The sequence below is a fragment of the Ralstonia sp. UNC404CL21Col genome (assembly GCF_000620465.1).
Taxonomy (GTDB): domain Bacteria; phylum Pseudomonadota; class Gammaproteobacteria; order Burkholderiales; family Burkholderiaceae; genus Ralstonia; species Ralstonia flatus.
Window position 1 is genome coordinate 1,481,101 of record NZ_JIBE01000003.1, and the last position, 13,242, is coordinate 1,494,342.

Sequence of the window (13,242 nt, forward strand, 5' to 3'; positions counted from 1 at the left end):
ACGAATCCCTACGGGATTCTTATAATCCCGCAAAACGGAATCCTTTCTCTCTGAGCCAGAGGGGGGGTTCATGACTAGAGGAAACGGGAAAGGGCGAACAAGCCTTATGCCAACGGAGGTGGGGATTCCCTACTTCACCGGCGCTCGGGGGGGCGCCGCCTCGGATTGTGCGCAAGTTGCGCCGCAAACCGTGCAAACGATTGCACGGTTCGGCACGCTGCGACTGGCACCGAGGGGTTTGCAGACCTTTCTCAGGACCACCCTGGACACCACCCAGGAGGCTCCGCTGGCGATCGTCGACGGGAACAGCAGCATGACGATCCGCGCAAGGCCGACGGCCAGGCAACAGCGCCCGCAAGAAAAGACATGTGAGCACAGGCGCAATTGCCCGCATGACACTCATAACAACGCGCACCGCAGACAGCAGAGCGCAGCCGCAAGGCTGCTCGCCGGAGTGTGTCGGCTGGTTACACGGGAGGTATCACAAAGTGAGTATTCAGATCTTGCTGGTCGAACAAGACCAGGCAGAGGGGGAGCGTCTGTCGTTTTCCCTGCGTGATGGTGGACACGATGTTCAACGGGTCAGCCATCCGGGCCAGGCGCAGGCTGCCATCCTGGCCGCCATGCCGGAGCTGCTCCTGATGGAGTGGACGTGGCCCGAGCGCGAGTCGATCGACATGCTGCTGGCCTTGCGCGCCAACATGCAGACGCGCGGCCTGCCGGTCATCGTGCTGTCCCGCCATGGCGATGCGCGTGCCAAGATTGCCGCGCTCGACGCCGGTGCCGACGACTACGTCGTCAAGCCGTGCGACACGGGCGAGCTGCATGCGCGCATCCGCGCCGTGCTGCGCCGCCGTGCGCCGCATCAACATGGCGACGACATCCTGCAGGTCAACGGCCTGCGCCTTGACCCGCTGACGTTGGGTGTGACCGCCCAGACCGACACCGGCCCGCGCGCCATTCCGCTCAGCCCGCTGGAATTCCGCCTGCTGCACTTTCTCGTCGCGCATCCGCAACGCGTGCATTCGCGCACGCAACTGCTGGATCGCGTGTGGGGCAACCATGTCTTCGTGGGGGAGCGCACGGTCGACGTGCACGTGCGCAAGCTGCGCGTCGCGCTGGCCGGCACGCCGTGCGATGGCCTGATCCAGACCGTGCGCGGCGGCGGCTATCGCCTCGTCGTCGGCACCAGCGGCGCAACGGCGATGCATGCTGCCGAAGCGATCGGCCTGCAGCTCGAAGCCGCAACCCGCAAGGCCGAACTGCCGTCGTACGGCCACATGCCGACGTCCCGTTCGCTGACCAAGGAACCGGTGCGCCTGGGCGTCTGAGCCCAGGTCGATCCAACGCGCATCGCGCATCTCCGACGGCCATCCCATCGCCGCTCATCCCGGGCGGCGATGGGGGCGTCGCGTCATCTCATCCGTTCAAGGTATCGAATATGAAGCTGTGGCACAGCGGTGTACTGCTGGCTGGACTGACGCTGGGCGCGCACGCCCAGGAAGTCACGCCAGGCTTGTGGGAAAGCACGACGAGCGTGACGCTGAACGGCAAGCCGTTGCCGCACTTTGACGAGCAAGGCCGCCAAGTACCGAGCCGCCCCGAACGCGGCTGTCTGAGCGCCAACGATGCCGGCGACGTGCGCGCCATGTTCGAGCGTTCCATCCGCCGCGATCAACAAGGCTGCAAACTCACGCGCTGGAACTACACGCTGGGCACGCTCAAGGTCACGCTGTCGTGCGAAGACCCGCAGGGCGGCAAGGGCGTGCTGGAAGCGAGCGGCCCGCTGACGCCGACGTCGTACAACATCAGCGGCAATGGGCAGTATCAGCATCCGCAGTTCGGACCGATGAAGAGCGGCTTCCACTACCAGGGCCGCTACCTCGGCGCATGCAAGTCGTAAGCGACGCGCCAAAAGACAACGGCCGGACTGCACACGCAGCGCCGGCCGTTTTTGTTTGGGGAAGCCCGATCAGCGTTGGCTCTCACGCCAGCGCTTGAGCCAGCCGAGCCCTTCGCTGGTGCCGGCACGGGGCCGATACTCGCAGCCGACCCAGCCGTTGTAGCCAAGCGCATCCAGCAACGCAAAGAGGTGCGGATAGTGCAGCTCGCCTTCGTCCGGCTCATGGCGATCGGGCACGCCGGCGATCTGCACGTGGCCCACTCCATCGACGTACTGCTTGAGTTTGACCGACAGATCGCCCTCCATGATCTGCGCGTGGTACAGGTCGAACTGCACCTTGACGTTGGCCGCGCCCACTTCCTCGCACACCGCATGCGCCTGCGCCTGGTGCGTCAGGAAGAAGCCCGGCATGTCGCGCGTGTTGATCGGTTCCAGCACGATGGTGACGCCCACGCCGGCAGCCTCGCGCGCAGCGTAGGCGAGGTTGCTCACGTAGGTGGCCTGATGGCGTGCGCGGTCTGCACCGGCGGGTAGCAAGCCGGCCATGACGTGCAGGCGCGTGTTGCCGAGCACCTGCGCATACTCCAGCGCTGTCGCAATGCCGCGCTTGAATTCCTCTTCGCGACCGGGCAACGAGGCGATGCCGCGCTCGCCGCCCGCCCAATCGCCCGGCGGGGCATTGAACAGCGCTTGCGTGAGGCCAGCGTCGTCAAGACGGGCGCGGATATCGGCCTTGTCGAAGTCGTAAGGAAACAGGAACTCCACGCCCTCGAAGCCGTCTTTTGCCGCGGCGGCAAAGCGGTCGAGGAACGCGTGCTCCTGGTACATCATGGACAGGTTGGCGGCAAAGCGCGGCATGTCAGACCTCTGAATACGATGCTTATTTATTGACCAGCTTGGGCGGCGTGCGCAACACGGCAATGCAGCCAAGCACCAGCACGCCCGCCAGCGCGTACATGCCGGCGGATGTGCTGCCCGTCATGTCCTTGAGCGCACCGATCATATAGGGGCTCACGAACCCGGCCAAGTTGCCGACCGAGTTGATGGCGGCAATGCCGGCCGCAGCAGCGGTGCCTTGCAGGAACGCCGTCGGCAGCGACCAGAACAGCGGCGCACACGTCAGCACGCCCGCGGCAGCCAATGACAGGAACACGATCGACAGCGCTACGTTGTTACCCGCCGTTGCCACCACCGCAAACCCGACTGCGCCCATCAACGCCGGCACAACCAGGTGCCAGCGGCGCTCACGGCGTGCATCGGCGCTGCGGCCGATCAGCACCATGGTGATCGCCGCACAGACATACGGAATGGCGGAGAGCACGCCCACCATCAGGGTGTCTTTCACACCGGCGTTCTTCACCAGCGTCGGCATCCAGAACGTCAAGCCGTACTGGCCCATGACGAAGGCGAAGTAGATCAGGCTCATCATCCACACGCGCGGATCAGAGAACACCTTGCCGATGCCGGGGTGCTCGGTCTTGCCTTTGTTGTCGGCCGCAATGTTGGCTTCGAGGATCTGCTTTTCGTCTTCCGACAGCCACTTGGCCTTGCGGATGCTGTCGTCGAACTTCCAGAGCACCAGCAGGCCAACCAGCACGGCGGGGATGGCTTCGATTACGAACATCCACTGCCAGCCCTGCCAGCCTTCGCCAGCACCCGCTCCGTGAAACGCGCTCATGATCCAGCCCGACAGCGGGTTGCCGAAGATGCCCGAGATGGGAATGGCCGCCATGAACATCGCCACGATGCGTGCGCGGCGGTGCGACGGATACCAGTACGTCAGGTACAGGATGATGCCGGGGTAGAAGCCGGCTTCTGCCAGGCCCAGGAGAAAGCGCATCACGTAGAACTGCGTGGGCGTCTGCACGAATGCGAACGCGCCGGAGATCAAGCCCCATGTGATCATGATCCGCGCGATCCAGATGCGCGCGCCGATCTTGTTCATCAGCAGATTGCTCGGCACCTCGAAGAGGAAATAGCCGATGAAGAAGATGCCGGCACCGAGCCCGTACACCGTCTCAGAGAAGTTCAGAGCCTGCGACATCTGCAGCTTCGCAAACCCGACGTTCACGCGGTCGAGATACGCGACCACGTAACACAGCATGATGAGCGGGACGATGCGGCGCGACACGCGCGCATAGACGCTGTCCTCTTTTGAAACGGCGTGCGAAGGCAACGCCGCCGTGGTGGCGGTCGAGGTGTTCATGTGGTCTCCGGTGTAGGTTTTATGTGGGCCGGGCAGCGGGCTACCGATTTGCTCCTGCTCGCTACCAACGTGCCCCGAACGTCTGGCGCAGTTCGTCGATCTGCGCGTCGGACAGCGGTGCCGGCTTGGGTTCGGTCATCAACCAAAGCCGTGCGGTTTCTTCCAGTTCTTCCAGCGCGTACGCCGCGTTGGACACCGAGCCGTGCCACACCACGGGCCCCAGCCGGTCGAGCAGCACGGCGCGCACATCGCACGCCAACTCGGCAATCTGCGCGGCAACATCCGGATGCCCCGGCCGCTGATAACGGACAAGCGGCACGTGGCCGACCTTCATCACGTAGTACGGCGTGATGGGCGGCAGCACGTCGGCTTCATGCCAGACGCCCGCCAGCGTGAGCGCCACGAGATGCGTCGAATGCGTGTGCACCACCGCATGCGCCTCCGCATTGCGGTCGTAGATGCCGCGATGCAGGGCGAGCGTTTTCGACGGCTTGTCGCCGCCGACCCATTCGCCTGCGGTACTGACCTTGGCGATGCGCGCCGGGTCCAGCGTGCCGAGGCAGGCATCGGTGGGCGTGATGAGCCAGCCGTCGGGCAGGCGTGCGCTGATGTTGCCCGCCGTGCCGACCGTGTAACCACGCGCATACAGGCTCTGACCGACATGTGCGATCTCTTCGCGCAGCGCGCTTTCGTTCGTTGCGGTCATGCGACCGGCTCCGTCGTTGCGTGCGCCAGCTGCGCAAGCGCCTTCTCGAAGAAATCCACCGTCCCGAAGTTGCCGGACTTCAATGCCAGCGCAACCGGGTCGTTGTCGATGGTGGCTGTCCAGGGCACGCCCGGGTCGATCTGCGGACCGATGCGCAGCGCGCGTACGTCGAGCGCCTGCACAACCGCGCCCGATGTCTCGCCGCCGGCCACCACGAAGCGGCGCACGCCATCGGCGTGGAGCGTGCGCGCGATGCGGCCGAGTGCGTCTTCCACGAGTTTGCCGGCGCGCTCGACGCCTAGCGTCTGCTGCACGCGCGCCACGTGTTCGGGCGCACTCGTCGCGTACACCAGCACCGTCTGCCCCGCATGGCGGTGCACGAAATCGAGCGCCTCGACCACGACCGGTTTGCCTTCGGCCAGCGCCAGTGGATCAATCTGGAACGCCGGGCGCGAGGCACGCCAGTGCGCCACCTGGGCATTCGTCGCGCGCGAGCAGCTGCCCGACAGCACGATCGCCGAATCGGCCACCGCGGGCAGTTGCGCCGCGTTGCCCTGCGCAGTGATCAGCCCTGCGCGGCGATATTGCGCCGGCAAGCCCAGCGCCAGGCCCGAGCCGCCCGTCAGCAGCGGCAGGTCGGCAAACGCCTCGCCCAGCACGATGAGGTCGTCGTTCGAAATGGCGTCGGCAATTGCCAGCTTCACGCCGTCGGCGCGCAGTTGCTGGGCCTGGTCGCGCGCAGCCTGCGCACCGCGCATGACGGTGTCGTACCGCAGCAGCCCGACCTTGCCCGCACTCTGGCGCGCAAGCACCGACACGAGGTTCGGATCGCGCATCGGCGTGAGCGGATGGTGCTCCATGCCCGACGCGTTGAGCAGCACGTCACCCACGAACAGATGGCCACGGAAGATCGTGCGGCCGTTTTCGGGAAAGGCGGGGCAGGCCAACGTGAAATCAGTACGCAGCTCGGCCATCAATGTTTCGGCCACGGGACCGATGTTGCCGGCATCGGTGGAATCGAAGGTCGAGCAGTATTTGAAGAAGAAGCGCGAGCAGCCTTGCGCGCGCAGCCAGTGCAGCGCATTCGACGACTGCGCCACGGCATCCGCCGCCGGAATCGTGCGCGACTTGAGTGCAACGACGATGGCATCGGCATCCGCAGCGATGGCCTCGGCGCCTGCCTGCGGCACACCGATGGTCTGTACCGTGCGCATGCCGGCGCGCACGAGCATGTTGGCAAGGTCGGTCGCACCGGTGAAATCGTCGGCGATGCAACCGAGGACCGGGCGGGACGTGGGCGCTGCGCTCATTTCGGTTGGCCCTCCGGCAACGTGATGCCCGGGAAGATCTTGATGACGGCGGAATCGTCTTCCTTCGCATAACCGGCCGTGGATGCCTGCATGAACATCTGATGCGCGGTAGCCGCCAGCGGCAGCGGAAACTTGGTCGCGCGCGCGGTATCGAGCACCAAGCCCAGATCCTTGACGAAGATGTCAACGGCGGACAGCGGCGTGTAATCGCCCGCCAGCACGTGGGCCATGCGGTTTTCGAACATCCAACTGTTGCCCGCGCTATGGGTGATGACTTCGTACAGCGCATCGGCAGGTACGCCTTCGCGCAGGCCCAGGGCCATGGCTTCGGCGGCGGCGGCGATGTGCACGCCGGCCAGCAGCTGGTTGATGATCTTGACCTTGCTGCCCGCGCCCGCCTTGTCGCCCAGGCGATAGACCTTGCCGGCCATGGCGTCGAGCACATGGCCCGCCGCCGCATATGCCTCGGGCGTGGCCGAGGTCATCATGGTCATCTGGCCCGAGGCAGCCTTGGCCGCCCCGCCGGAGATGGGGCCATCCACATACAGAATGCCAAGTTGCGCGAGACGCGCCTCCAGCGCAATCGACCAGTTCGGGTCGACCGTCGAACACATGACGAACGTGCTGCCCGGTCGCATGGCGGCCGCTGCACCGGCCTCTTCGAACAGCACAGCTTCGGTCTGCGCGGCGTTGACCACCACCGAGACCACCACGTCCACGCCCGCCGCCACCTCGGCGGGCGTTGCACAGGCCACGCCGCCTTCCTGGGCGAAATCCGCAGCGGCACCGGGGCGCGCGTCGCAGGCATGCACGGTGTAGCCGTGATTGCGCAGGGTCTTGGCAATGCCCAGGCCCATGGCGCCGAGCCCAATCACGCCGACCTTCCGGTCAGCCATCGATTGCGTCATGAATGACTCCAGAAATCAGTCTTGCGCCACGTCGCGCCCTTCGGCCAGACGACGTGCGGCATTGAACATGTGGGTCTGCGCGGCATTGCGTGCAGCCAGTGCGTCGCGGTGGCGGATGGCCTCAACCATCGCGCGGTGCTCGTCGCGGACCTGGCGGGCGAAGTCTTCGCGGCGCGCTTCGTTGCTGCGCGTCACGCCGATCGCTTCCTCCAGGTATTGGCTGAAGAAGCCAAGCGCCTGCACGAGGAACGGATTGCCGCTGGCCGCCGCAATGGCATGGTGAAAGCGCAGGTCTTCGGTCACGCCGTCACCGCCGGCCGCCACGGCAGCGTCAATGCCGTCGAGTGCGGCGTCGATCCCGATCATCTCGGCATCGGTGCGACGCTGGGCGGCCAGCGCGGCGCCTTCGGCCTCCAGCGCGCGGCGCAGTTCGATGATGTGCAGCACGGCGTCGATCGACCCGGCCTGCGCAGCGTCGATCCGCAGCGGCTTGAGGCCGGCCTGCTGCGTGACGTACACGCCGCTGCCCTGACGCGCTTCGACCACGCCTTCGTGGCGCAGCCGCGAGATGGCCTCGCGGATCACGGTGCGGCTCACACCGAATTCCTGCCCGAGCACGGTTTCGGAAGGCATGCGTTCGCCGCGGCGCAGTTCACCCGCGTCGATCTTGTCCATCAGGGTCTGGGCCACGCGGTCGGACAGGGAGGGCGCGGCGTCGAGTCGTTCAAACATGGGGCAGGATGTCTTGGCAAGCGTAAATTCGTCGTGTCATCATACAAGTTGGACCGCAGAGCTTTATCCCTGTTTACCCTAGGCATCGATCAAAACGCCCGGCGGGTTACGCCAGGCAACAAGGAGACACCATGAACATCGTCATCACCGGCGGCGCCGGTTTCCTGGGCCAGCGCGTGCTGGCGGCACTGCTCGAACAACCCGGCCTGCCGGATGCGGACGGCTCGGTGCAGCCCGTTGAGACCTTCATCGTGCTGGACCAGGTGGCCGGTCAGATTGCCGATGCGCGCGTGCGCTACGTGACCGGCGATGCCTCCGACCCCGCCCTGATCGCCAAGGTGATCGACGAAAACGTGGGCGGCGTGTTCCACCTGGCCGCCGTGGTGAGCGGCACCGCCGAGGCCGATTTCGACCTCGGCATGCGCGTGAACCTGGACGGCACGCGCGCATTGCTCGATGCGCTGCGCGCGCAGCATGCCAAGACCGGCCGTGCGCCGCGCGTGCTGTTCGCAAGCTCCGTGGCTGTGTTTGGCGGCCAGTTGCCCGCCGTTGTCACCGACGACACGGCGGCCACGCCGCAGGCCTCGTACGGCGTGCAGAAGCTGATGGGCGAATTCCTGGTCGGCGAGTATTCGCGCAAGGGCTACATCGACGGGCGCGCGGTGCGCATCCCCACGGTGTCGGTGCGCCCGGGCAAACCGAACGGCGCGGCCTCGAGCTTTGCCAGCGGCATCATCCGCGAGCCGTTGTCAGGCGAGGAAGCCATCTGCCCGGTGGAAGCCGAGACTGAGCTGTGGCTCGCCTCGCCGCGTCAGGTGGTGGCGTCGCTGCTGCACGCGTACACGCTGCCGGCGTCGGCATGGGGCCATCGCCGATCACTGAACCTGCCGGGCATTACGGTGCGCGTAGGCGAGATGGTGGAGGCGCTGCGCAAGGTGGCGGGCGATGCGCCGGTCTCGCGTATCCGTTGGGAGCCGGACGCCCGCATCAAGGCCATCGTGCAAAGCTGGCCGGCGCGCTTCGATACCGCGCGCGCCGATGCCATGGGCTTTGGCCGCGACACCTCGTTCGAAGCGATGGTGCGCGATTACGTGGACAGTGCGAAGGGCGTCTAACGGCCCTTTCCCAGCTCCACCGCAAACTTCACCAGTTCCGCCTGGCCCTCGATGCCGAGTTTGCGCTTCAGGTTCAGGCGGTGCGATTCCACCGTGCGCACGGACAAGCCCAGCTCGTCGGCGATGCGCTTGTTGGCGTAGCCCTTGGCGATGCCGTCGAGAATGTCGCGCTCGCGCGGCGTGAGCGCCTCCACGGGCGTGGGCATGACGGCCTGCTCGGCCATGCGCATCGCCAACTGCGCGCTGTAGAAGGGGCGGCCGGCCAGCACGGCGTCGATGGCTTCGACCAGTTCGCTGGCGGGCGCGTCCTTGAGCACGTAGCCGCGCGCGCCGGCGCGCATCACCTGCCGTACGTATTCCAGGTTGTCGTGCATCGACAGCACGAGCACGGCAATCTCGGGAAATTCCTCGGCAAACTTTTCGGTGAGCGCGATGCCGTTCATGCCGCGCATGCCGATGTCCATCAGCGCCAGGTCGGGCGACAGCGTGCGCGCGGCCTGCAGGGCGGCCTCAGCGTCGCCGGCTTCACCCACCACTTCGAAATGCGGCACGGCTTCCAGCCGCACGCGCACGCCATCGCGCACGAGCGGGTGATCGTCGACGAGGAGCAGTTTGACGGGCGCGGGTGATCGCATGTTCATACGAGCGGAGAAGAGGGAGCAGAAGCCAATCGAGCGATGACGCCATGCGGCAGCACGGCGGTCACCTCCGTGCCGTGCGGGCCGGAAGCGATGGTACAGGTGCCGCCGAGCGCGGCCATGCGCTCGCGCATGTTGCGCAGGCCGATCCCGTGTTGCGGGTCGACCTGCACGGACTCCACATCGAAACCGGGGCCATTGTCGCGAACGGACAGGCGCACCGCATCGATATCGTTTTCGAGCAGCACACCGATGCGCGTCGCTTGGGTGGCATGGCGCTCGATGTTGGAGACGGCCTCCTGCGCAATGCGGAACAGCGCGGTGTTGCACGCATCCGGCAATTGCACCGGCGGGCCGACAAGTTCCAGCGCAATCGCAAACCCCGGCTGGCTGTCTTCGTGGGCCTCGCGTGTTTCGCGCACGAGGAGTTCCAACGCTGCCGCCAAGCCCAGGTCATCCAGGAGCGCAGGGCGCAGGTTGTGCGACACGCGCCGCACCTCGCCCAGCGCACCGTTCAACCTGTCGAGCGCGCGGCGCAGCATGCTGTCTGCCCGCTCGATCGACGCCGGCGATGCAGGCCCGGCCTCAAGATGGCCATGCGCCGTTTCCAGCAGCAGCTTGGTCGAGACGAGCACCTGGCTGATGCCGTCGTGCAGCTCGCGCGAGACACGCGCGCGTTCGTCTTCCTGGGACTTCACCACCTGCTGCGCGAGCTGGCGCAGCTTGGCATCGGCCTGGCGATGGTCGCTCACGTTGAGCGCCAAGCCGCTGCCGGCCACCAGCAGGATGCTGACTGCGGCAATGCCCACCACCCAGGCCAGCGTCTGGTCGATGTTGGTCTGCGCGCGCCGGTCAATCTCACGCAGGGTTTGCTCGATGTCGTCCAGGTACAGGCCGGTGCCGACCATCCAGCCCCACTGCGGAATCGGCTCGACGTAACCGAGCTTGGGCACGCTCTGGTGCGTGGACGGCTTGTCCCACATGTAGCGCACGAAACCGCCGCCGGCCTGCGCGGCCGCAACGAGTTTCTGAATGGTCGGTTGTCCGCCTGAATCCGTCAGGTCCCACAAGTCGCGGCCGACAAGTTCGGGCTGGCGCGGGTGCATCAGGTTGCGGCCGCGCAGGTCATAGAGAAAGAAATAGCCGTCGGTGCCGAAGTCGAGACGGGCGAGGGTGCGCATGGCTTCATCGCGCGTGGCTTCGTCCCGGGCCGGGTCGGCGCCGTGGCCGGCCGCCAGCAACGGTGCGATGGCGCTCTGCGCAAGCTTGACGTAAGACCGCAGTTCGGTCTCCTTGGCCTGCAGATACGCCGACTCCACCAACTGCCGTTCGTGCCGCGCCAGCGCGATCGACTGATGGCGCACGGTCAGCATGATCGCCAGCATGGCGATGGTCAGCGGTGCGACGGCGAGCAGCAGGATTTTCTGGCGGAGCTTCATAACAAAAACGCGGCGCTTTGCTGCATTGCAAGGTGGCGGCGCGGTCTCGATCAGGTGTGGGGCCCTGCGTAGAACTACGGACATGCGTTGCGTAGTCCTCCGCTTGTGGCGCGGGGTGGGGCTGGCAAATACTACACGCCCCTGTCACGGGGCAGGACTTACCGCAGGGATGAACCCACATCCCGCATTCAGCACAACACTTCGACCAAGGTTCGAGGAGACCGACATGAGCTTCGTCAGGCAACACCTGATCTGGCTGGTCATCGCCATTCTTGGCGCGTCTGCGTTTGCCACCGTTGCGCTTGCGCGCGGCGAGGCCGTCAGCGCGCTGTGGGTGGTAGTGGCCGCCGTATGCATCTACCTGATCGCGTATCGCTACTACAGCCGCTTCATCGCCGACAAGGTGCTCGGTCTGGACGGCACCCGCAAAACGCCCGCCTGGCGTTACAACGACGGGCTCGACTACGTTCCCACCAACAAGCACGTGCTGTTCGGCCACCACTTCGCGGCCATTGCTGGCGCTGGCCCGCTGGTCGGCCCCGTGCTGGCCGCGCAGATGGGCTACCTGCCCGGCATGCTGTGGATCCTGGCCGGCGTCGTGTTTGCCGGTGCAGTGCAGGATTTCATCGTGCTGTTCATCTCCAGCCGCCGCGACGGCCGCTCGCTGGGCGACCTCGTCAAGAGCGAGATGGGCACGGTGCCTGGCGTGATCGCGCTGTTTGGCGCGTTCCTCATCATGATCATCATCCTGGCCGTGCTGGCGCTGATCGTGGTGAAGGCGCTGGTCGGCTCGCCGTGGGGCACCTTCACGGTGGCCGCGACGATTCCCATCGCGCTGTTCATGGGCGTGTACGTGCGCTACATCCGCCCGGGCCGCATCGGCGAGATCTCCATCATCGGCTTCGTGCTGCTGATGCTGGCCATCATCGGCGGTCAGGCGGTGCATGAAAATGCTGCCCTCGCGCCGCTGTTCACGTTCGACGGCAAGGCCCTCACGTGGATGCTGATCGGCTACGGTTTTGTCGCCTCGGTGCTGCCGGTGTGGCTGCTGCTGGCCCCGCGTGATTACCTGTCGACGTTCCTGAAGATCGGCACGATCCTCGCCCTGGCCATCGGCATCCTGATCGTCGCGCCCAAGATGCAGATGCCTTCGCTGACGCAGTTTGCCGGCGGCGGCGGCCCGGTGTGGTCGGGCAACCTGTTCCCGTTCCTGTTCATCACCATTGCGTGCGGCGCGGTGTCGGGCTTCCACTCGCTCATCTCGTCGGGCACCACGCCCAAGTTGCTGGAGAACGAAACGCAGGCCCGCTTCATCGGCTACGGCGCGATGCTGATGGAATCGTTCGTCGCCATCATGGCGCTGGTGGCTGCTTCGGTCATCGACCCGGGCGTGTACTTCGCGATGAACAGCCCGGCAGCACTCGTGGGCGCGACGCCGGATACGGTGGCGCACACGCTGTCCACCTGGGGCTTCGTCATCACCCCTGACGTGCTGATCCAGACCGCCAAGGATGTCGGCGAAAACACCATCCTCGCCCGTGCAGGCGGCGCCCCGACGCTGGCCGTCGGCATGGCGCACATCCTCCACCAGGTGGTGGGCGGCCCGGCCATGATGGCCTTCTGGTACCACTTTGCGATCCTGTTCGAAGCGCTGTTCATCCTCACGGCCGTGGATGCAGGCACGCGCGCCGGGCGCTTCATGCTGCAGGATCTGCTGGGCACCTTCGTACCGGCACTCAAGCGCACGGATTCGCTCGTCGCCAACCTCATCGCCACGGCCGCAACCGTCGCCCTGTGGGGCTACTTCCTGTACCAGGGCGTGGTCGATCCGCTGGGCGGCATCAACACGCTGTGGCCGCTCTTTGGCATCTCCAACCAGATGCTCGCCGCGATTGCGCTGACGCTGGGCACCTGCGTGCTGGTCAAGATGAAGCGCGACCGCTACGTGTGGGTGACGCTGCTGCCGACCGCCTGGCTGCTGATCTGCACGCTCACCGCCGGCTGGCAAAAGCTGTTCGATCCGGACCCGAAGATCGGCTTCCTGGCGCATGCCAACAAGTACGCCGGCGCGATTGCCGAAGGCAAGCTGTTGGCCCCCGCCAAGTCGATGGCGCAGATGCAGCAGGTGGTGCTGAACGACCGCATCGACGCGTTCCTGTGCGGCCTGTTCATTCTCGTGGTGGTCAGCATCGCCTGGTATGGCGTGCGCACGGTGCTCAAGGCGCGCGCCGCGAGCCGCCCGACCGCCAACGAAACGCCATACGAAGCGCTGGGCGCATGAGCAC

12 protein-coding genes are annotated in these 13,242 nt (G+C 66.0%); 4 read left to right on the forward strand and 8 right to left on the reverse strand.

Annotation, left to right across the window (positions count from 1 at the left end):
• The first annotated feature begins 488 nt into the window (after positions 1-488).
• Together N511_RS0106980 and N511_RS0106985 are read left to right on the forward strand one after the other, a co-directional pair.
• A complete protein-coding gene (locus N511_RS0106980; protein ID WP_027678637.1) occupies positions 489-1,331 on the forward strand; it encodes a winged helix-turn-helix domain-containing protein in 843 nt (280 codons plus the stop codon).
• Between the two features lie 110 nt (positions 1,332-1,441).
• Complete coding sequence (locus N511_RS0106985) at positions 1,442-1,903, forward strand: DUF3617 domain-containing protein (RefSeq protein ID WP_027678638.1); 462 nt, start codon at positions 1,442-1,444, stop codon at positions 1,901-1,903.
• Between the two features lie 69 nt (positions 1,904-1,972).
• Here the strand turns inward: N511_RS0106985 and otnI are convergent, their stop codons facing one another.
• From otnI to N511_RS0107015, 6 genes are all read right to left on the reverse strand, one after another.
• Positions 1,973-2,761, reverse strand: coding sequence for a 2-oxo-tetronate isomerase (gene otnI / locus N511_RS0106990; protein ID WP_027678639.1), 789 nt, complete (start codon positions 2,759-2,761; stop codon positions 1,973-1,975).
• Between the two features lie 22 nt (positions 2,762-2,783).
• A complete protein-coding gene (locus N511_RS0106995) occupies positions 2,784-4,109 on the reverse strand; it encodes an MFS transporter (protein WP_027678640.1) in 1,326 nt (441 codons plus the stop codon).
• A 61-nt stretch (positions 4,110-4,170) separates the two neighbouring features.
• Positions 4,171-4,815, reverse strand: coding sequence for a 3-oxo-tetronate 4-phosphate decarboxylase (gene otnC, locus N511_RS0107000; protein ID WP_027678641.1), 645 nt, complete (start codon positions 4,813-4,815; stop codon positions 4,171-4,173).
• Positions 4,812-6,125, reverse strand: a complete 1,314-nt coding sequence (otnK, locus tag N511_RS0107005; RefSeq protein WP_027678642.1) for a 3-oxo-tetronate kinase — start codon at positions 6,123-6,125, stop codon at positions 4,812-4,814. The genes otnC and otnK overlap by 4 nt, the downstream gene beginning before the upstream one ends.
• A complete protein-coding gene (gene ltnD / locus N511_RS0107010; protein WP_027678643.1) occupies positions 6,122-7,033 on the reverse strand; it encodes an L-threonate dehydrogenase in 912 nt (303 codons plus the stop codon). The genes otnK and ltnD overlap by 4 nt, the downstream gene beginning before the upstream one ends.
• Positions 7,034-7,048: 15 nt before the next feature.
• A complete protein-coding gene (locus N511_RS0107015) occupies positions 7,049-7,765 on the reverse strand; it encodes a FadR/GntR family transcriptional regulator (protein ID WP_027678644.1) in 717 nt (238 codons plus the stop codon).
• A 131-nt stretch (positions 7,766-7,896) separates the two neighbouring features.
• Here N511_RS0107015 and denD point away from each other — a divergent pair, with 131 nt between their 5' ends.
• On the forward strand, positions 7,897-8,880 hold the full coding sequence (denD, locus tag N511_RS0107020) for a D-erythronate dehydrogenase (RefSeq protein ID WP_027678645.1): 984 nt from the start codon (positions 7,897-7,899) through the stop codon (positions 8,878-8,880).
• On the opposite strand, the gene N511_RS0107025 is transcribed toward denD, so the two are convergent.
• Positions 8,877-9,521 carry a response regulator gene (locus tag N511_RS0107025; RefSeq protein WP_027678646.1) on the reverse strand — a complete coding sequence of 215 codons (645 nt, stop codon included), beginning with the start codon at positions 9,519-9,521 and terminating at the stop codon, positions 8,877-8,879. The two genes, denD and N511_RS0107025, sit on opposite strands and share 4 nt — an antisense overlap.
• Positions 9,518-10,957, reverse strand: a complete 1,440-nt coding sequence (locus N511_RS0107030) for a cache domain-containing protein (protein WP_027678647.1) — start codon at positions 10,955-10,957, stop codon at positions 9,518-9,520. Before N511_RS0107030 ends, N511_RS0107025 begins: the two co-directional genes overlap by 4 nt.
• Positions 10,958-11,183: 226 nt before the next feature.
• Between N511_RS0107030 and N511_RS0107035 the strand changes: the two genes are divergently transcribed.
• A complete protein-coding gene (locus N511_RS0107035) occupies positions 11,184-13,238 on the forward strand; it encodes a carbon starvation CstA family protein (protein WP_027678648.1) in 2,055 nt (684 codons plus the stop codon).
• The last annotated feature ends 4 nt before the right edge of the window (positions 13,239-13,242 follow it).